The following is a 19,752-nucleotide window of genomic DNA, read 5'->3' on the forward strand; positions in this document are numbered from 1 at the left end:
CAGCGTTTCAAGCTAAGTCGATTTTTTCATGGCGAAGACCCTATTTCAGGTCCGATCACATTGAATCAAAGACGCGTTTTTATTTTGCCGACCTTAGGTGGATTGGGCTTTATTTGCTTGATTGCTTTAGTACTACTGATTGCGTTTGTCTACAACAATAACCTGGCTTACATGCTGGGGTTTTTGTTGGCTAGTATCTTTTTTGTAACCATATTACATAGCTACAAATCGTTGGCTGGTTTAGTACTGAGCGCCGGATATAATCAACCCATGTTTGCCGGCGATCTAGCAGAATTTAACTTTTTTATTCACAATCCCGACAACCATGCACGATTTGCCATAGACATCCATTTACAGGAAACCCGCACAATCGATCTAGCTCCATATCAAACACTTCCAGTCATTATGTACAAGTCCACCAAGCGACGCGGCTGGTTAAGCATGGATACGTTAACTTTATCGAGTTTTTTTCCACTAGGCCTGTTCAGAGCGTGGTCACCTTTGCGTTTTGATAGCAAAGCGCTAATTTACCCTCGCCCTGCACAAACAGAATTACCGTTTCCGGAAACCGATACTGGCCAAGGCCAACAAGGTCAAAACAGACGTAATGGCGACGATTTTTTTGGCCTGAAATCCTATCAGGCGGGTGACGCCATCCGGCAAATACATTGGAAAAGCTATGCCAAAGGACGCGGACTACATAGCAAACAATACTCCGGTTCAAACAATGTTGAGCTATGGCTGGATTATGATACGACGCCCGGCGGTCAGATAGAAGAACGATTGAGTCAGCTTTGTCGTTGGCTAGTCGAAGCTGAGCGAGCCGGGTTTCGATATGGCTTGGTCTTGCCAGGCTTAAAGCTGACACCTGACAGCGGGACTCAACATTTTGAGCATTGCTTACGTGCATTGGCCCTGTTTTAGCCCCGTGTTTTGACACATTCCTATAAAATCTGACATGAATGTCATTATCTTTTGTTAATTCTGACAGATTAGGATTTGTTTATTTGAGAGGGTGTTTTTTTAAGAATTCCTATAAGAAACCGCATTTTCATGCAACAAATATTAAATAAGGTATACCACGCAAACGCATATGGCAAATGACACAAACTATGTTATTTGCCGCAAATTTTATCTCCCAAAAGATTACCTTACTAATGCTGTTGTTATAAAACCCCTGACCCGCACAACACTTGTTGTTTTGGCCCGTGAATTGCTTAAACAGCAAGGCAGAGCCGGATTGCTCTGCATCCAGTTGAAGAATACGTTGAATTCGTACCCGGACTGTCTGTGACGGTTAGCGGCGACCCCACTTGCTCGGGGAGTATACGAATTGGGCGTCACAATTACAGACTCAAGGTTATGAACAAAGCAAGTAGCAGATTGAGAAATTTCACTGCTTGTTTTTGTGAATAAACCAGGAACTTAATCAGGAGAAATAAATGAGACGAAAAAATCTCACCGTTGCTACGAAAAGAATTTTTAAACTATCAGCAACACTTGCTGCAGTTTCAACGCTGGCATTTGCGATTAATTCTAACTATGCCTTGTTTGATGACGGCATTAGTCAATCAAATAACACCACTTATAGTACTGGTCACGGCGATGTGAATACCCTAAAGGCCTCGCTGAACAACTGGAGGACCGGTTATGAAGCGAAAGGCGGTAGTTCGCAAATTCTAAAGTTAACGTTGGGTTCGTCCAAAGTTTTATCTGATACTGCCAGCACAGGTCGTGGCCATTTTCAATTTAACCTGAAAACGGGTGACGTGGCTTTTCAAGCCAAGGGAATGGAAGCCGGCCAGTACGAATTGTGGTTGGTGGACAGCCAAAACGGCTCGGTAAAACCCAAATCCGGCGACAATATGATCCAGTTGGGCCGTTTTGAAGTGGCTGATGGCAAAGGCAATTTGGAAACACACCTTGAGCGCAGCCAACTGATGGGTTTTACCATGGATTCGTTAGCCGTTTCCAAAGCAGGCCAAACGCCTGCGGAGAACCTTATACTCACCGGTTCGCCAGACTTGATGCATAAACTCTACTATGCTGATAAACCCTGGTTGACTACTGCAATGGGTAGTGTTGGTCAATCTCTGCCAGAAAATACTGCGCCTTTTGATTTTTTACTGCCTAAAGTGGCGCAGGCCGATACCATCTCCGATTTAACACCGGTGCTTGGCGCAAAGATCGCACGCGGCCGACAAATCTTTCATAATGAAACCTTTGCCGGTAATGGCCGCACTTGCGGCACTTGCCATCGGGAAGATAATAACTTCACCCTGGACCCCAATTACATCATGACTCTGCCGCAATCAGATCCATTATTCGTGGCGGAGAACAATAACGCACTTGCTGAGCTTGAAGATCCGGTTCTGATGCGCAAGCACGCCTTGATCAAAACCAATGTGGATGGTCCAAGCGTAGATATTTTCCGCAGTGTGCCACACACTTTGGCAATGTTTACTTCAATCGATCACGAAGTCAATGATAAAGCGGCCGATTACAATCCGGCTGAGGATAATTTTGGCGAAGCTGGGCTTGGCGGAGAATTTGGCGTTGGCATAGGTGGTGAATTTAGCAACGACAACCAGTTTGCTCATTCTACCGGCTGGAGCGGTGACGGAGCACCTGGAACCGGCTCTTTACGTGATTTTACCCTGGGTGCGATTAATCAGCATATGCCCAAAACCATGTCACGAATCACCGGTACCGATTTTAGATTGCCTACCAACGAAGAGTTGGATGATGTTGAAGCGTATATGCTGTCCTTGGGACGCAGTAAGGATTATCCGCTTTATCAAATAACCTTTAAAGACCCGTTGGTTCGGGCCGGTCAGGAACTATTCGATACCAAACTCAATCCTGTCGATGGTTCTGGTCAGCCAATAGAAGGTGAAACCGCCAATTGTAACGGTTGTCATCAAAATGCCGGTGCGCGTAGCTCAACTACTAAGGCTAACCCAACCCGTAATACAGGGGTCGAAAACATGAAAATTCATCCGGCGCGCTTGTTAAAACCGGATATGGCCTATGACGGTGGTTTTGGTACCGATCCTGCCTATTGTGGACCAGATGCAGATAGTGCAAACTGTTTTGGTGACGGTCGCTTCAGTACCGCTCCTCTGATCGAAGCAGCCGATACGCCGCCATACTTCCACAATAATGCCGTCAGCACACTAGAAGAAGCGATTGCTGCCTATAACAGTGATGCGTTCAACACCTCTCCTGGATCGTTGTCATCCGGCAAGAGCCGAAGAGTCAAGCTGGATTCCACGCAAATCGTGGCAATGGCATCGTTCTTACGCACTATTAACGCAATCGAAAACGTCCGCATGTCGAACCAGTTAGCAAATCAGGCAAAACAGATCAGCAACAATGCCACTGCACGCGATTTGGTCAGCTTGGCTAAAGAGGAAAATATGGATGCGATTGAAGTGCTGAAAGAAGGCAAGTTGGGGAATAATTGGAGTGCGGTACAAAAGCTGGAAAAAGCAGATTATTTCCTCAGACTAGCCCAATTGGCACCGGTGAAAGCCTTGCGTACCAGCATGCTGACCCAAGCCCTTAATCAACAAGCGGCCGCCAGAAATATGATTGCTGAGTGCAATTCAAATGCGGCTATACCGGATGCGAATGCTCCGTTAGTCAGAAAAGTGCCAGGCTATTCGGCAAATCCTGCTAATGATGCATCCGATATGTTCTTGTATTCTTGTGCTGAAATCGGACTATAAACCATTTCCGAGGCGCCTTAGTGCGCCTCGCTTTCCGATAATGACTAGCGAGGACTTTTCTTTATGATGGACATATTACGAACTTTTCTGATCGGTTTGCTATTTCTAGCCTCCAATCAGGCCATGGCGGTACCTACTTCAACTACCAGTAGTTTTTATGTGGACTGGAGCGGGGTGGCCCACTTCAACGAAGCGGAAGCCCATGGCTGGCTTACCGTTTATAACGATGAGGGCAGTAAATTTTCAAATTCGGCTGATGATGCCTGGCTGTTTCCGTTTGAAGATGTCGTCGATTTTTCCGTTACCATTACTGGCGCAAGCTCAGGAAATGGTACCTTTGGATTAACTGATTTTGATTTCTTTATCTGGAGTACAAAGACCACCGCTGAATGGCCATTGGATTTGGCGCATGAATTGGTTAACCAAGCAACCACCGGCGGACCATGGAGCAGCAATCATAGTATCGATGCCTCGGGTGGTGAATTCAATCTCTTCGCAAATTTGTTATTGAATCCTGCCGCCCCCAATTCAAATGGTGCGGCATTCCAAATAGCAACTAACGGGGGAAATGGAGACATCTTAAATTTAACCTCATTTCGACCCGTACCCATTCCAGCTGCCTTCTGGTTGTTCGGGTCGGCATTGTTAGGGCTATCCAGGATCGGTTTCAAACGCCAAGCTCAGCTAACTTAAGATCATTGCTGATAGTTTAATCAGAACCACAATATCGGTGGCCCAGTCTATTTATGACGACACCGGTATCAATCAAAAATGAGAGCAAGAGATGAAAAAGACATTTACAAATTTGCTGGCAGGCGTATTTTGCATACTGACGTTTTTTACTGCTATACCGGCACAAGCTGCTGTTGCCATACCGGAGACCAGTAGCTTTTATCTGGATTGGCTTGGGTTTAATGGCGCCGAAGCCCACGCTACGCTGGAAATAAATAATGCGTTGTTTCCAAACCCCAGCAATGGTTTAGCTTTTCTTACTCCTGGCAACGAAATTGTCAGCTTTTCCTTAACTGTGTACGATACGATTTTAGGCAGTGTTAGCAGCTACCAGCTTACGGATTTTGACGCGTTTAGCTGGGATTCTATGGTAACACTTGACCTGTCGCAAGAACTCGTTGGGCAACAGACAGGCAATGGTGGTTGGGGTACCGAATTCGTGAATGGCGAGACTGGGGACTTCAATATCTTTGCTACGGCAGGGTCGGGTGCGCCCAGTAGTGACGGATCATATTTTCATATAGCAACCAACGAAGGCTTGGGCAATGTAATGACACTAACATCCTTCCGTCCTGTTCCTCTACCTGCCGCTTTCTGGCTTTTCGGCTCTAGCCTGTTTGGTTTTATTGCTATAAGCCGAAAAAAGCCTGAAGCACAGTTGATATAAATTCACTATTTCCAACTCAATCTAAAAAGCCCATTTGCCATGGCGGCAAATGGGCTTTTTACTTTATGTCCGATCTATAAATACACCCATTTTCGTTTTTCTATTGTCAGTTGATTGTCGAACACCATAAAAACCTGTAGCCTTCGGATATAAAGATTTGTATGGGCAAGGAGCTAGGCCAATTGATGCTTGAGATTACCCTGAACCAGCGCAGCCTGATTTTCCTGCTGAGTTCAATTGGCTTGATTACCCTACCGCATGCCTGGCATATCCCTTTGCCGTTGTTCGGGTTTTTCTCAGTATTACTGGGCTGGCGCTTTGTAGGTATCTGGCAAAATCAATGGCTGCCAAATCGATTTGTGCTTTTTTTGTTAACGTTGTTCGGCATCTCATTGCTGGTAATACAGCATCGCGGCTTGTTTGGGCGGGATGCGGGTACGACGTTGTTTGTGGTGGCTTTGGGGTTGAAGCTGTTAGAAATTCACAGTAAGCGCGATGTTTATTTAATCGTTTATTTGGCGTTTATTGTTGCCGCTTCACAATTTTTATACGAACAAAGCATTTTGATGGCGGGCTATATATTGCTGGTTTGCAGTGTATTGTTGGCGACTTTAATCACTCAAAATGCCAGTCAGACACGACCTCTTGCAGCAATTAAAACCTCCAGCAGCATTATCTTGCAAGCCTTGCCACTGACTATTGTCATTTTTGTGTTATTTCCACGCCTGGAAGCGCCACGCTGGATGTGGTTGCAAGATGATAACAAAGCCTTATCAGGCCTAAGTAATACCCTGGAGCCGGGTTCTATCAGCGATTTAAGCTTATCTGAAGAGCTGGTATTCAGAGTACGATTTAACGGTGAAGCACCGCCGCCAAAATTGCGCTACTGGCGCGGACCGGTATATTCGCAAACTGACGGTGTACGCTGGACGGCAAACGATAAAAACACTCAACAGTCTGCCGAACCCATTTTTACTGGGCTAGCTTATGCATACACCTTGCTGATGGAGCCACAGAAAGAAAACTGGGTGTTTGCCCTGGATATGGCGGAAGCCTTTGATGCCAGCTTACGTAGAAATGGCATATTCCAGTTGCAAACCAGCAAAAGGTTGGCGGAACGCGCTGAATACAACATCACATCCAGACCCTTTTATAACACCGGTGCCATCAGCCAAGACGAGCATAAGACTAACTTGCAATTGCCGGTTGCCGCATCAAAAAGACAGCTTGAATTGATTAAAACTTTGCACGGTTTCGATGCCAAACCAGAGCTATTCATCCAAAATTTGCTAAATCATTTTCGTCAGGAAAAATTTTATTACACCCTGACGCCTCCGTTGATGCCGGAAGATCCAATTGATACGTTTTTGTTTGAAACCCGCAGTGGGTTCTGCAGTCATTACGCCACAGCTTTTGTATACCTATTAAGAATTGCCAAAATTCCAGCCCGAGTGGTGGGTGGTTATCAAGGCGGCGAAATTAATAAAGTGGGCAAGTTTTTGGAAGTTCGGCAGGCCGATGCGCACGCCTGGGCCGAAGTTTGGCTGGACAATAAAGGTTGGGTCAGATTTGACCCCACCGCCGCAATCGCACCCGAGCGCATCGAACGCGGGGTCAACATAGATTTGCAAATTGCCAGCGGCGCAGTCAATTTCAGTCCGTTGATCGGCGATGCTGCGACTTTAAGCTGGTTAAAACGCAGTCGGCAACTATGGCAAAGTATTGATTACAACTGGCAACGCTGGGTGATTAATTACCATGGCGCCAACCAGATGCAGTTTTTGCACTCACTAGGAATAGACGACATAGCCGCCTTAGCCAAATGGCTAATCAGCAGCATTATGTTGATTAGCTTACCGCTGGCTTGGTGGCTATTAAGGCAAAAATCTATCACAACCAATAAGGCCGTTAAATACTACCAGCGTTATTGCACCAAGCTAGCCAAAGCGGGTATCGTAAAAAAATCGGGTGAGGGCGCAAGAGACTATGCCGAACGCGCTAAAAAACAGCGCCCGGATTTAACGGCTCAGATTGAACAAATCACCACTCTCTTTATTCGTCTGCGTTACCAAGCCGATACAGTAGCAGGCGATTTGCAATCTTTAAAAGCCTGTGTTGCTAGTCTGCGCATTAGTTAATGCAGATCGGGTACTTCCTCTACCGTATTTTGCAGGCTTTGTTGTTTGCTGGCTTGAGCTTTTTCTTGTTGCATTTGCTTATTGCCCTCACCAAACATGACGGCCGCTATCATAAAAAACACCCCGGCGATCATCACAACAGGCAGACGAGTAGGCTTATCCATCCACAGCAGAATCCATTTGGGTTTAAACATGCCGACACCCAGCACAATTAAAGAAAGAACGAAAACGTTAAAGGCGTAATATATCAAGGTATTCATAAATCCTGTCCTGTAACCTACAAGTTTGAAAGGGATGCATTATTATGAGTCGTGTGACAGTTTGCAATAAACAATAATTTTAATTCATTAAATTTAGGAGGCGCTATGGGCGGCTTTGGCTTATTTGTAACTATGCTGTTTGTGTTTGCGATACTGATGGTATTCATGAGTGTCAAATCGGTGCCGCAAGGCATGGAATATACTGTCGAACGTTTTGGCAAATACACCAACACCCTGACTCCGGGCTTGAGTATCATCATGCCTATCATCGATAGGATAGGTCGAAAATTAAATGTGATGGAGCAGGTATTGGATGTGCCTTCACAGGAAGTCATCACCAAAGATAATGCTATGGTGCGAGTCGACGGGGTAGTATTTTACCAAATCATGGATGCCGCTAAGGCGGCTTATGAGATTACTTATCTGGATATGGCCATTATCAATCTGGTTATGACCAATATTCGTACTGTGATGGGCTCTATGGATCTGGATGAACTTCTGTCACGCCGCGATGAAATCAACGCCCGTTTGTTGAATGTGGTCGACGAGGCTACTTCACCTTGGGGAATTAAAGTCACCCGAATCGAAATCAAAGACATTGCCCCGCCTAAAGATCTGGTCGACTCCATGGCCCGACAAATGAAAGCAGAGCGGGAAAAACGCGCCCAAATTCTTGAAGCAGAAGGCATGCGACAAGCAGAAATCCTGAAAGCCGAAGGCCTGAAACAGGGCGCAATATTGGATGCAGAAGGCCGTAAAGAAGCCGCTTTCCGCGATGCTGAAGCTCGCGAACGATTAGCGGAAGCCGAGGCCAAAGCTACCACGATGGTCTCCGAGGCGATAGCCAAGGGCGATGTGCAGGCCATCAATTACTTCGTGGCACAAAAATACATCGAATCGCTTAAGGATGTGGCTACCGCCAACAACAGCAAGTTGATCTTCATGCCGCTGGAAGCTTCCAGCGTGATCGGCGCATTGGGCGGCATAGGTGAATTGGCTAAAGAAGCGCTAGCTAAAAAAGGATAAATCATGGCCGAGCAAGACATCGTATTCTGGTATTGGTGGGTAATATCTGTTGGTTTTTTAGCCTTGGAAATCATCGTCACCGGTTTCTTTTTCTTGTGGTTGGCGGTGGCAGCATTCATCGTCGGCCTGGAATATTGGCTAATTCCGTCCACTAGTTTTGATGTGCAGTTGTTTCTGTTTTCCGTGCTGGCAGTGTCGTCTATATTGGGCTGGCGACACTATGCGCGAACCCGAAAAGTCGAGAAAACCGATCACCCATTTCTGAATAAACGTGGTGCCCAATATATTGGCAGAACTTTTACTCTAGTCGCGCCGATAAAAAACGGTCATGGCAAGATTAAAATCGGTGATAGCCTCTGGTTAGTCCAAGGTGAAGATTGCCCTTTAGATACTAAAGTGAAAGTGGTAGCGGTAAAGGGAACAGTATTCGAAGTCGAGATTTATCGGTGAACCTCCCTTCGTATACTGAGCGGATCTACGTCGATAACCTGGTAGGCGTCGCAACAATCAAAAATGAATGTATACACTTAGCGCACCTATCAGGCTGCTTAATAACCGATCGAACGCATTAAATACCTCAAGCTGAAAAAACCATCAACTGCGACTATTTTTATATGCACTCCAACGATGCTTAACGAGCAATTTTAATAACTCAACCTAAAGCCTACTTCCGCTCCGCGTCCGGCCTCGGGGGCAAAGTTGCGCAAGTACGAGGTCGAATTTCGAATATTTTTGTTCAGCAAGTTGTTGCCTTTGGCAAATACCATCAGTTTGGCATCTTGATAGGCTTTAACCTGATAGTTAGTGCCCACATTGAACAGGAAATAGCCTGCTGTTGAGGTATCAAATTCGCCAGCATAAGGCTGGTCTTCAGCACGCGTCAGACGCAGATATTGGAGAGTTTGTCCCAGTTGTAATCCAGTTGAAAGCCGTAGCGTAGCGGCGGCATGCGCGGCACATCGCTGCCATTGACGAATTCACCGTCACGTTGCTGATAGATGTAATCATTGGCCCGGTTGTGGAATAAATCAAATTCAGCCCGCAGCCAATCGGTTTTGAAGCGATAGCCCACATCCAGGTTATATGCAGTTTCTTCCTTAAGGTTAATTAACATCAACCTGTTTGTGGCGCTCAATCATTGTTGATATGTCGACTGAAATCTCCTGCGTCAGCAGTTGTTCGGCATCGAATATGCATTCTGTCAGACCAGCTTGATAATTTTCGTGGCATCCACAGCCCGAGTGATATACAGAATATATGCAAACCAGCTTTATTTATCTAATAATTAGATGCTTATAAATTTTTTATCATTAAAGTTTAACAATTTTGCTTGATATAGTAGCGCCAACTTAATCTTATTGATGGAATGATAAACATGAATTTACTGTATTCCGCATCCGGTTTTGCGGTGGGATTATTAGTAGGCATAACCGGTGTGGGCGGCGGATCTTTGATGACCCCCTTGCTGGTGTTTTTGTTTGGCTTTAAACCGGCTGTGGCAGTAGGCACAGACTTGTTATACGCCGCCATTACTAAATCAGCCGGAGTATTTGTTCATCATGGTAAGCACAAATCTGTAGACTGGAAGATTGTCTGCTTTTTATCGTTAGGCAGTCTGCCGTTTGCCGGTATCACTTTGTATGTGTTGAAAAATTTTCTGGCATTGGATAAGGATATCTCCGGCATGATTACCTTTACTTTGGGTATTGCCTTGTTACTAACAGCTTGTGCTTTATTCGTACGTAGTGTGTTGTTACATCGAGCAGCCAAACTACAATTGGATGATAAAATCAGCGATGCCGACAATAGCGGGCGCTTTTCCCCGGGTTGGGAAAAAATTGCTACCGTTGCTATAGGCGCCGTCTTAGGGGTGTTGGTGACACTATCATCTGTGGGTGCGGGTGCCTTGGGAACCGTGGCGCTGTTGTTTTTATATCCACGCATGAGCACATTAAAAATAGTCGGTACTGACCTGGCGCACGCCATTCCTTTAACCGCAGTGGCCGGCCTTGGGCATTTAAGCCTGGGTAATTTCGATCTGCAATTATTGGGCAGCTTGCTTTTAGGGTCAGTGCCAGGTATTTGGATAGGCAGTCATTTAAGCGCCAAAATACCTGAATACTTTTTACGCCCAGCCTTGGCAACCTTGTTGTTAGTGATTGGGGTAAAGTTTGTAATGGTGTAAGCCTACCCAATTTAGATATCGACGAAGCAGGTTAAAGGCATGCAGACTTGCCAGCTAATTGATATTGGATACCCAAAGTTCTTAGGCAAAAAATCAAAGATAAAAAATCAGGCTCACAAATTAGCGAGAACATATGGATTGGCATGGCTGGCTTACAGTTTTATTGACTGCTAGTGTTTTACTGACATTGGTTTTTACCCGGTTTACACCGGATATGGTACTGATGCTGGCACTCACTATTTTGAGTGTGGCAGGTGTATTAGATGCAAAACAAGCGTTAGCGGGTTTTAGTAATGAGGGGTTAATTACTGTAGCCGCTATGTTTGTTATTGCAGCCGGTATTAGTTCGACCGGAGGTGTAGAAATTGTCGTCAATAATTTGCTGGGTAATCCAAAAACCACCCGCGGTGCTTTGTTTAGATTGGCATTGCCACTAATACCCTTAAGTGCGTTTCTGAATAATACTCCGGTGGTCGCCACCATGATACCGGCTGTAAGCCGTTGGTCTAAACGCATTGGCATTGCACCTTCTAAATTAATGATACCGCTTAGTTACATATCCATTCTGGGCGGCACTTTGACGCTGATTGGTACCAGTACTAATTTAGTCCTTAATGGTCAATACCAAGCCATGACGGGTAAAAAAGGCTTTGAACTGTTTGATATTACCTGGATTGGCTTACCAGTAGCCTTGGTAGGAATTTTGTTTATCATTACAATACTGCCTGCGCTATTGCCCAACAATAAAAGCGCTGCCGAACAATTTGCCGATCGTAAAAAATTTACCTTTGAAGTCGCGGTTGCCAATAATGGCCCTTTAGAGGGGGTGACGATTGCTAAAGCCCGGTTGAGAAATTTACAACGCATTTATCTGGTCGAAATTGAAAGACACGGCAGTATTGTCACCGCGGTTTCCTCAGAAGAAAAATTACAAGGCGGAGATCGCTTGGTGTTCGTTGGCGAAACCAGTGCGATTTTTGATATTTTGCGTATCAACGGACTGGTTTCATCCGATAACCAAACCCCAGTCATAGAAAAGGATGCGCCAGAACGTTGCCTGGTTGAAGCGGTCGTTTCACAAAGTTGCGACAGCATTGGCAAGGCCATTCGAGACAGCCATTTTCGTGATCGATATGGTGCAGTCGTGTTGGCAGTTGCCCGAGATGGGGAAGCTATTCAGGGTAATTTAGGCTCAATTGAGCTGCAAGCGGGCGACCTGTTGTTATTGGAAGCAAGACCTGCTTTTATTACTCGACAAAGAGTGCAAAAAGACTTTTTATTGATCAACGATTTGGCAGAAACCCGACCCAATCATCAACGCGCTAAATTGTCTTGGGCTCTATTACTCGGCGTCATTCTGGCGGCAACAACAGGTGTGAGCAGTATGTTGAACGCCGCATTGGTCGGTGCCGGGCTTATGGTGATAACAGGATGTTGCAGTATCAACGAGGCTAGACGCAGCCTGGATTTGACTGTGCTAATTAGTATTGCGGCAAGTTTTGCTTTGGGTAATGCCCTACAAGTTAGCGGTGCAGCTGATTTTATTGCCCGGCATATATTGTCGATTGCTGATGGTAATCCATGGGTATTACTGGGATTAACCTATATTACCGTTTCCCTGCTTACTGAAGTGATTACCAATAATGCGGCAGCGTTGTTGATGCTGCCGATAGTATTGGCCATTACCGGAAATCAAAGTTTAAATCCCGAACCCTTTGTATTTGCAACCATGATGGCCGCATCGGCCAGTTTTGCAACGCCACTGGGTTATCAAACCAATTTAATGGTTTATGGGCCGGGTGGTTACCACTTCAAAGATTTTATTCGGGTTGGCGTTCCTATGAATATTATCGTAGGCATTACCACGATAGGCTTGATTCCGTTCATTTGGCCGCTGCAGAATTAGTATGTATAGCCCGGATGTCAGGTATTAACCTAATTATTCGGATTGGCGCCCCGGGCTTCAGACGCCACCAATTTTTGAAAACTGACTCATAAAAAAACACCAAAGTTTTCCAAGGAAAAAATGCTTGCATTTCATTGTTGTCAGCATGAGAATTAACGTTAAGGAAAGCACTTTATAGACAGCATTTCAGTAACGTGCTCTGCCAACAGGCGAATCAGTTTGTTAAAAAACAACTGTTTTAATTGACTTGATTCATTCGGTAAATCCCACTTATCAAAGCACTGCCCAGCATGGAGACAGCATGGTGTGTTTCGGATCGAGTCCTGTCAACTGCCACCCAGCCCGAGTGCTGTAATGAGGTTTATGGCTAGTCTGCGTGGCCGCCTGTTGCTGCTGGTAATTTTGTCTGCGACTCCGGCTTTGGGCTTGATCGTTTATTCCGCCATGGAGCAGCGGGCGGCCGCCGAGACGGAAGCCCAGCGCAAAACCAGGGAACTTGCCGCCTTGATAGTCGAAAAGGAAAATCGCCTTATCGATGAATCGCGGCAAATGCTGGTTATCCTTTCAACTCTTCCGTTCGTTACCGAGCCTGGGTTATTGCCGCGTTGCCGGGACTTGCTTGTCCGCATTCACAAGCACAACCCGTTGTTCGCCAATATTGGCATGGCGGATGCCGACGGTAATTTACTATGCAGCGGCATAGGCTTCGATAAGCCCATCAATATCGCCGATAAGCCGGAATTCCAACGCGCCATTGAAAGTCATGATTTTGCCGTCGGCGATTATCTGGTCGGCCGGTTGTCGAGGGTGTCCAGTTTAGGTATGGCGTTTCCGGTTTATGGCGAGGACGCTAAGTTGCTCAGAGTCCTATATGCCAGCATTGATCTAGGCTGGCTGCAAGACACAGTCAAAACATTAACCATGCCGGCCGGGACCGTGGTGGCCATGGTCGATGTCAACGGCACTTTCTTGGCGCGCCTGCCCGATCTCAAGCATGAATGGACAGGCCAACCGGCACCGGAACGTGCTGAGTTAGCCGACCTATTGGCCGGTAATTGCCAAGGGTTTGCGGAGTTTAAGGGCCAGGATAATGTCTTACGTTTGTATGCCTTCGAACCGCTGCAATGGATCGATGAACATTGTAGTTATGTGCGTGTCGGCGTACCCAAGGACGCAGTCTATGGCACTATCGAAACACGCACCCTGCGCGACATCACGGCTTTACTGATCATGACGATACTGTTGCTGACCATAGCCTCAATGCCATTAAGTTAAGAAAAAGCTCCCTCTCCTGCTGGAGAGGGTTGGGGAGAGGAGATTTATAATAAGGCAAAAAAGCTTTATTTAATCCCCTCATCCTAACCTTCTCCCGGAGGGAGAAGGGATTGTTCTTCCTTAACTTAATGGCAGTGGACCATAGCCTGGGTCGGCAGCAACTGGCTGGTACTACGACGTATGTCTAAACTGACCGATGCCGCGCGCCGTTTGGGCGAGGGAGACCTGAGTGTTCGGACTAATTTACCGTTATCGGATGATGAAATCGGCCAGTTGGCACGGAGTTTCGACCAAACGGCGGACAACCTGCAGCAGCGCGAGGCTCGTTTACTGGAAGCCGATCGAGCGCTATCGCACGCCAACCGGGCGCTGATGGTACTCAGCGCAGGTAACCGGGCGATGCTGCGAGCCGAGGATGAGCAGAGCTTGTTGGATAATATTTGTCGGATGATAGTCGACAAGGGCGGTTATCGTATGGTCTGGGTTGGCTTTGCCTGCCGGGATGCCGAAAAAAGTATCTTACCCGTTGCCCATGCGGGTTCGAATCGAGATTATGTTGACCATCTGAATCTCAGCTGGGGAGATGATTTCGAATGCCACGGCGCGTGCGGTACAGCAATCATTGAAGGGCGGACTGTGGTGGTACGCGACATCGCTTCGGCTCCTGAATTTAAGCTATGGCGTCAAGCTGCATTGCAGTGCGGTTTTTATTCCTGTATCGCCTTGCCGCTGATAGGTTCGCACGGGACCCTCGGCATGGTGAGTATCTATGCCAGCGATGTCGATGCCTTCGACGACGGTGAAATCGAATTGCTGAATGAAGCCGCCGCCGATCTGGCTTATGGTATTTGCCGGTTGCGCGACCAGGCACGCAGCCGGCAAGCCGATGAAATCGAAGATCTTTATAACAAAGCCCCTTGCGGCTATCATTCGCTGGACGCGGCAGGCTGTTTCGTTCGTATCAACGACACTCACTTGGCTTGGCTGGGTTATAGACGCGAAGAAATCGTCAATAAAATGCGCTTTGTGGATTTGTTGACCCCGGCCAGCCAGAATCTATTTTGGCGGGAGTTTCCATTGTTCAAGGCCAAGGGCTCTGTTAGCGATTTGGAATTCGAGATGGTACGACGTGACGGCTCCACCTTACCGATACTGCTGAATGCCACCGCGATCCGGGATCAGGACGGACATTATCTGTCGAGCCGGACAACCTTGTTTGACATCACCGATCGTAAACGGGCGGAAGAGGCCTTACGGCAGGCCAAGGAGGCAGCAGAAGAATCCACGCGCATCAAAAGTAAATTTCTGGCCAATATGTCGCATGAACTGCGTACGCCGCTAAATGCGATCATCGGTTTTTCCGAAGTGTTGAAGGATGGCCTGTTAGGCGATTTATCAGCGGAGCAGCAGGAATATATGAGCGACATCTTCGGCAGTGGCCAGCATCTGCTATCACTGATCAACGACATCCTGGATTTGTCAAAAATCGAAGCCGGCAAAATGACGCTGGATTTGGAACCGCTGGACATGGATTTGTTGCTGAATAATAGTCTGTCCATCATCAAAGAAAAGGCAGCGGCTCACCGTATCCAACTATATAGTGATCTTGGCTCCGGCTTGGGCAATGTCACTGTGGATGCGCGTAAGGCCAAACAGATTGTTTATAACCTGCTGTCAAATGCCGTCAAATTCACCCCAGCAGGCGGCAGTGTCAGCTTGAGGGCCTGCAAGGTCGGGCACTCTGATATCGAAAACTGGCAGACGACAGAAATCACCTGTTTGCGTATGCCGCTGCCGATCAATGAATACCAAGAATTTCTGCAAATCACGGTCGAAGATAGTGGAATTGGGATTGCGGCCGAGGATGCCCCTCGCCTGTTTCATGCCTTTTCACAACTGGATTCGTCGCTATCCCGGCAATCGGAAGGTACCGGGCTGGGCTTGCTGCTAGTGCTTAAATTGGCCAAACTGCACGGAGGCAGCATGGCTTTGGCTAGTAAGCCGGGACAGGGTAGCCGCTTTATCGTCTGGTTACCCTGGCGGGATGCAACGGACTTCGAGATAAAACAACAGCTGGCGACGCGATCAGATGAACACACACCTGATCATCCGCTGGCGTTGGTGATAGAGGACAGTGAACGCGCTGCCGAACTAATACGTCTGCAATTGGAGCCTGAAGGCTTCGAGATAGTCATTGCCGCCAATGCCGAAGCAGGGCTAGAACTACTGAAAACCCGGCAGCCCAGCGTGATTATTCTGGATATTTTATTACCGGATATGGACGGCTGGGATTTGCTGTCGCGCATCAAGCAATCAGATCCAGCGACTGGGGTGCCGGTGGTGATCGTTTCTATCGTGGCCGATACTGAAAAAGGCTTTTCATTGGGAGCCAGTGCCGTACTACAAAAGCCGGTCAGTAGAGCCGACTTGATCGATACCTTGAAAAACCTGGGCTTGACTCGGAACAACCGGTCCCTGAAAGTATTGATAGTTGATGATGATCCCAAAGCGGTTGAATTACTCTCGGCCTATTTGTTAGAGCCCGGCTATACTGTATTGCGAGCCCACAGTGGTCAGGAAGGCATAACGTTAGCACGGCGAGAACTACCTGATTTGTTGGTGCTGGATTTGATGATGCCGGAAGTGAATGGTTTCGATGTGGTGGAGGCGCTGAAGAATAATCCGGATACGGCAATGATTCCGATCGTAGTCATGACGGCTAAACTATTGACGGACCAGGATCATGCCATACTCAACGGCAATGTCGCGGCCATCCTGGAAAAATCCTGCTTCAATCACGGTCGCTTTGCCAACGAAGTCAGGCGTGCGCTGATTATGAACAAACAAGCAATATGACGGCGCAAATACTGGTGGTAGAAGATACGCCGGCCAATATGAAATTGGTCAGCATGTTACTGGTTAAAGCCGGCTATAGGGTGTTACAAGCCGACAATGCCATAGATGCTATTGCACTGGCGCAATGCCATCAACCCAATCTTATTTTGATGGACATCCAGCTGCCCGGCATGGATGGATTGACCGCGACTCGCTTATTGAAAACCGACCAAGCAACCCGGCATATTCGAATTGTGGCCTTGACCGCTTTCGCCATGAAGGGCGACGAGGAAAAAATCATGGCCGCCGGATGCGATGGTTATATCGCCAAGCCGATCGCATACAAAAACTTTCTGACCGAAGTGGCGCAGTATTTGGCTGCTGGTACTAGCCCATAGGATGCAAGGTGATGAAAATGCCCAAGAAAATTCTGGTTACAGATGACGACCCACTTAATAGAAAACTGGAAGTAACGCTGTTGCAAACCTATGGCTATCAAGTCTGTAGCGTTGCATCGGGACAAGCAACCCTGGAACAAGTTGCGCTCGATCCGCCCGATCTGATCCTGCTGGATCTGATGATGCCGGGCATGGATGGTTTTGAAGTAGTAAGACACCTGAAAGCCGATCCAGCCAGCGCAGAAATACCGATCATCATGGTAACGGCGCTGGATGATGACGGCTCCCGCGCCCGTCTGGCGGCAGCCGAAGTCTTCGATATCATCACCAAACCACTAGACCGTTGGGCATTGCAAGCCTGTATCAACAAACTATTGGGAGACTAATATGGATGCTATTCAATCGCCCAACGAATTGAACAAGCTGCAGGTCGAACTGGAACGTCAGAATCAGCTGTATGCGATGCTGAGCCATATCAACAGAGCCATAGTGCGAACCAAAGACTCTCAGGATATCTATATAGCGGCTTGCCGAATCGCAGTCGAATACGGTGGCTTCGCGCTGGCCTGGATAGGCTTGATTAATCCGGATAATGGGGGTCTGGTGCCGGTCGCCTCTGCCGGAATGGCGACCGTTACCCAGCTTAAGCAGTTACACAAAGCGGAGACAAGTCAACAGGCCAATGTATCCGCGCTTAATGCCGAAGTCTTTTTTATCGACCAGGATACACCGTCTGATTTATGTCATCCTTCCTGGCCCAGCATACCCGAGCAATGGGAGCTGAATTCAGGTAGTTCGTTTCCGATTCGAATGGAAGGAAAGATCATCGGTGTTTTCAATGTCGCAACCAAGGCAGCCGGTTTTTTCTGCGAAGCCGAAATCAATCTGCTGACGGAAGTGGTGGACGATATCTCGTTTGCGTTAGAGGTGATACGCAACGAGGAAAAGCGAGTAACTGCTGAAACCAAAACCAAATATTTGGTCAATTATGACCCTCAAACCGGCATGCCCAGCAGAACCTTATTCGAGGAACGCCTGAGCGAGGCATGTAAGGATGCCGGCACCACTTTGGTGAGTGTATTAGTGGTTAAATTGCGCAGCTTTCATGACATCGCGCAATTGTTGGGGCCGGATGCCGGACTGGAGATTGTTCGAGCCATGGCCGACAGATTGGAATCGATAGCGGCCACTCTTTCGGTTGCTAGGATCACCGAATCGAAATTTGCGTTGATTTTACGTAACTTCGATGGACTCGAAATAGCCGAAGAGTTTGCCTGGCAAATTCATCGGGTATTAGCTGAGCCTATAGTATTCAATGAGCAGGAATACTTCCTCGATCCTTTTATCGGTATCTCTTGTTTTCCAGTGGATGGGGAGCCGCGCGATGTGCTCAAGCACGCCATGCAAGCGGCGGCAATTAAGGATACGTCCAGCATCTGCCGCTTCTTTTTTGCCGATATGAATGAAGGCTCGCGTCGGCAACTCAATCTGGATACATCGCTACGTCGGGCCTTGGAACGCAACGAGTTCATCCTGCATTACCAGCCACAACTGGATTTGTCCACGGGGCAGATTATCGGCACCGAGGCTTTGCTGCGCTGGCAGAGTCGCGATTATGGCTTGGTGTCGCCGCAGGATTTCATTCCGTTACTGGAAGAAAACGGCTTGATCTGCGCGGTTGGTGAATGGGTGCTGCAAGAGGCTTGCCGTTGCAATCGACAGTGGCAAGACCAAGGCCTGCCCCCAGTACGCATGGCGGTTAATTTGTCAGCGCGCCAATTTCTGAAAAGCGACATTCAGGCCCAGGTTAAACGGGTGCTGGAGGAGACCGGGCTTGATCCGAGATGGTTGGAGTTGGAGCTGACCGAGAGCATCGTGCTACAAAATGCCGACAATGTGATCCGTAGCATGGAGGAGCTAAAACAAAATGGCGTCAGCATGGCGCTGGACGATTTTGGTACCGGCTATTCATCCCTTAGTTATTTGCAACGCTTACCGGTAGCACGCATCAAGATCGATCGGTCGTTTGTCACCAATATTACGTCAAACCCATGTGACGCAGCCATCGTGCGGGCCTTGGTCGGTATGGCTCATAGCCTGAATTTGACAGTGATCGCCGAAGGCGTGGAAACCGAAGGTCAATTGGGATTTTTGCGTGGCGTCGGCTGCGAGGAAATTCAGGGTTATTTCTTTAGCCGACCACTGCCGGCAGCGGATTTTGCCTTGTTATTGCGTGAAGGCAGAGGCATACAGCCTGGGCAAGTCGATAAACCCGAGCGGGTTTTATTGTTGATGGATGACGAACCGAATATTCTATCCGCCCTGAACCGATCCTTGCGCCGCAAAGGTTTCCGCATCGTCAGCACTACCAGTGCACGAGAAGGTTTCGATTTAATGGCAACGCATCAGCCTGGCGTGGTACTTTGCGATCAACGCATGCCTGAAATGACCGGCACCGAGTTTCTGCGCCGGATCAAGGAGATTTACCCCTATACCATGCGTATGGTGCTGTCCGGTTATGCGGATCTGAATTCTGTGATCGAGGCGGTCAATCAAGGTGCGGTATATAAGTTTCTGACCAAACCCTCACTGCCATTAA

The 19,752-nt window shown here is 47.6% G+C and carries 17 protein-coding genes; 14 read left to right on the forward strand and 3 right to left on the reverse strand.

Annotated elements, in window-relative coordinates:
* Positions 1 to 60: 60 nt before the first annotated feature.
* From A1359_RS03985 to A1359_RS04005, 5 genes are all read left to right on the forward strand, one after another.
* A complete protein-coding gene (locus A1359_RS03985) occupies positions 61 to 924 on the forward strand; it encodes a DUF58 domain-containing protein (protein ID WP_332310059.1) in 864 nt (287 codons plus the stop codon).
* Between the two features lie 518 nt (positions 925 to 1,442).
* Entirely contained in the window at positions 1,443 to 3,731 is a 2,289-nt protein-coding gene (locus A1359_RS03990) for a hypothetical protein (protein ID WP_066978354.1), read from the forward strand.
* A 63-nt stretch (positions 3,732 to 3,794) separates the two neighbouring features.
* The gene (locus A1359_RS03995) at positions 3,795 to 4,424 is read left to right on the forward strand and encodes a hypothetical protein (RefSeq protein ID WP_066978357.1); all 630 of its coding nucleotides are present in this window, start codon (positions 3,795 to 3,797) and stop codon (positions 4,422 to 4,424) included.
* Positions 4,425 to 4,515: 91 nt separating this feature from the next.
* Positions 4,516 to 5,130: a hypothetical protein gene (locus A1359_RS04000; RefSeq protein WP_066978360.1), complete on the forward strand. Its 615-nt coding sequence runs from the start codon at positions 4,516 to 4,518 to the stop codon at positions 5,128 to 5,130.
* Positions 5,131 to 5,291: 161 nt separating this feature from the next.
* Entirely contained in the window at positions 5,292 to 7,268 is a 1,977-nt protein-coding gene (locus A1359_RS04005) for a transglutaminase TgpA family protein (protein ID WP_232322100.1), read from the forward strand.
* Here A1359_RS04005 and A1359_RS04010 read toward each other — a convergent pair.
* The gene (locus tag A1359_RS04010) at positions 7,265 to 7,528 is read right to left on the reverse strand and encodes a hypothetical protein (RefSeq protein ID WP_066978362.1); all 264 of its coding nucleotides are present in this window, start codon (positions 7,526 to 7,528) and stop codon (positions 7,265 to 7,267) included. The genes A1359_RS04005 and A1359_RS04010 overlap by 4 nt on opposite strands.
* 105 nt (positions 7,529 to 7,633) lie before the next feature.
* Here A1359_RS04010 and A1359_RS04015 point away from each other — a divergent pair, with 105 nt between their 5' ends.
* Together A1359_RS04015 and A1359_RS04020 are read left to right on the forward strand one after the other, a co-directional pair.
* Positions 7,634 to 8,554, forward strand: coding sequence for an SPFH domain-containing protein (locus A1359_RS04015; RefSeq protein WP_066978365.1), 921 nt, complete (start codon positions 7,634 to 7,636; stop codon positions 8,552 to 8,554).
* 3 nt (positions 8,555 to 8,557) lie between these two features.
* Complete coding sequence (locus tag A1359_RS04020; protein WP_066978368.1) at positions 8,558 to 9,004, forward strand: NfeD family protein; 447 nt, start codon at positions 8,558 to 8,560, stop codon at positions 9,002 to 9,004.
* A 194-nt stretch (positions 9,005 to 9,198) separates the two neighbouring features.
* Here the strand turns inward: A1359_RS04020 and A1359_RS23020 are convergent, their stop codons facing one another.
* Together A1359_RS23020 and A1359_RS23025 are read right to left on the reverse strand one after the other, a co-directional pair.
* Positions 9,199 to 9,366 (reverse strand): hypothetical protein, encoded by a 168-nt coding sequence (locus A1359_RS23020; RefSeq protein ID WP_332310060.1) that lies wholly within the window; start codon positions 9,364 to 9,366, stop codon positions 9,199 to 9,201.
* A 68-nt stretch (positions 9,367 to 9,434) separates the two neighbouring features.
* Positions 9,435 to 9,668, reverse strand: a complete 234-nt coding sequence (locus A1359_RS23025) for a TonB-dependent receptor domain-containing protein (RefSeq protein ID WP_232322101.1) — start codon at positions 9,666 to 9,668, stop codon at positions 9,435 to 9,437.
* A 261-nt stretch (positions 9,669 to 9,929) separates the two neighbouring features.
* Here A1359_RS23025 and A1359_RS04030 point away from each other — a divergent pair, with 261 nt between their 5' ends.
* The 7 genes from A1359_RS04030 to A1359_RS04060 form a co-directional block, all read left to right on the forward strand.
* A complete protein-coding gene (locus A1359_RS04030) occupies positions 9,930 to 10,739 on the forward strand; it encodes a sulfite exporter TauE/SafE family protein (RefSeq protein WP_066978373.1) in 810 nt (269 codons plus the stop codon).
* Between the two features lie 133 nt (positions 10,740 to 10,872).
* Complete coding sequence (locus A1359_RS04035) at positions 10,873 to 12,645, forward strand: SLC13 family permease (protein ID WP_066978376.1); 1,773 nt, start codon at positions 10,873 to 10,875, stop codon at positions 12,643 to 12,645.
* A 354-nt stretch (positions 12,646 to 12,999) separates the two neighbouring features.
* Positions 13,000 to 13,920: a cache domain-containing protein gene (locus tag A1359_RS04040; protein ID WP_083960481.1), complete on the forward strand. Its 921-nt coding sequence runs from the start codon at positions 13,000 to 13,002 to the stop codon at positions 13,918 to 13,920.
* A gap of 165 nt (positions 13,921 to 14,085) precedes the next feature.
* Entirely contained in the window at positions 14,086 to 16,776 is a 2,691-nt protein-coding gene (locus A1359_RS04045; protein ID WP_269747878.1) for a response regulator, read from the forward strand.
* On the forward strand, positions 16,773 to 17,153 hold the full coding sequence (locus A1359_RS04050) for a response regulator (protein ID WP_083960482.1): 381 nt from the start codon (positions 16,773 to 16,775) through the stop codon (positions 17,151 to 17,153). Before A1359_RS04045 ends, A1359_RS04050 begins: the two co-directional genes overlap by 4 nt.
* A gap of 17 nt (positions 17,154 to 17,170) precedes the next feature.
* Positions 17,171 to 17,539 carry a response regulator gene (locus tag A1359_RS04055; RefSeq protein WP_232322102.1) on the forward strand — a complete coding sequence of 123 codons (369 nt, stop codon included), beginning with the start codon at positions 17,171 to 17,173 and terminating at the stop codon, positions 17,537 to 17,539.
* Between the two features lies 1 nt (position 17,540).
* The coding region (locus tag A1359_RS04060) for an EAL domain-containing protein (protein WP_066978388.1) at positions 17,541 to 19,752 on the forward strand (2,212 nt) is incomplete at its 3' end.

The organism is Methylomonas lenta (assembly GCF_001644015.1).
GTDB classification, from domain to species: domain Bacteria; phylum Pseudomonadota; class Gammaproteobacteria; order Methylococcales; family Methylomonadaceae; genus Methylomonas; species Methylomonas lenta.

Bases quoted from the DNA above. Each gene is read 5' to 3' on its own strand.
- A1359_RS04040 (WP_083960481.1), top strand. From the start codon at position 13,000: ATGAGGTTTATGGCTAGTCTGCGTGGCCGCCTGTTGCTGCTGGTAATT.
- A1359_RS04020 (WP_066978368.1), top strand. From the start codon at position 8,558: ATGGCCGAGCAAGACATCGTATTCTGGTATTGGTGGGTAATATCTGTT.
- A1359_RS04005 (WP_232322100.1), top strand. From the start codon at position 5,292: ATGGGCAAGGAGCTAGGCCAATTGATGCTTGAGATTACCCTGAACCAG.
- A1359_RS03990 (WP_066978354.1), top strand. From the start codon at position 1,443: ATGAGACGAAAAAATCTCACCGTTGCTACGAAAAGAATTTTTAAACTA.
- A1359_RS23025 (WP_232322101.1), bottom strand. From the start codon at position 9,668: ATGTTAATTAACCTTAAGGAAGAAACTGCATATAACCTGGATGTGGGC.
- A1359_RS04055 (WP_232322102.1), top strand. From the start codon at position 17,171: ATGCCCAAGAAAATTCTGGTTACAGATGACGACCCACTTAATAGAAAA.
- A1359_RS04000 (WP_066978360.1), top strand. From the start codon at position 4,516: ATGAAAAAGACATTTACAAATTTGCTGGCAGGCGTATTTTGCATACTG.
- A1359_RS04035 (WP_066978376.1), top strand. From the start codon at position 10,873: ATGGATTGGCATGGCTGGCTTACAGTTTTATTGACTGCTAGTGTTTTA.
- A1359_RS04030 (WP_066978373.1), top strand. From the start codon at position 9,930: ATGAATTTACTGTATTCCGCATCCGGTTTTGCGGTGGGATTATTAGTA.
- A1359_RS03995 (WP_066978357.1), top strand. From the start codon at position 3,795: ATGATGGACATATTACGAACTTTTCTGATCGGTTTGCTATTTCTAGCC.
- A1359_RS04010 (WP_066978362.1), bottom strand. From the start codon at position 7,528: ATGAATACCTTGATATATTACGCCTTTAACGTTTTCGTTCTTTCTTTA.
- A1359_RS04015 (WP_066978365.1), top strand. From the start codon at position 7,634: ATGGGCGGCTTTGGCTTATTTGTAACTATGCTGTTTGTGTTTGCGATA.
- A1359_RS04050 (WP_083960482.1), top strand. From the start codon at position 16,773: ATGACGGCGCAAATACTGGTGGTAGAAGATACGCCGGCCAATATGAAA.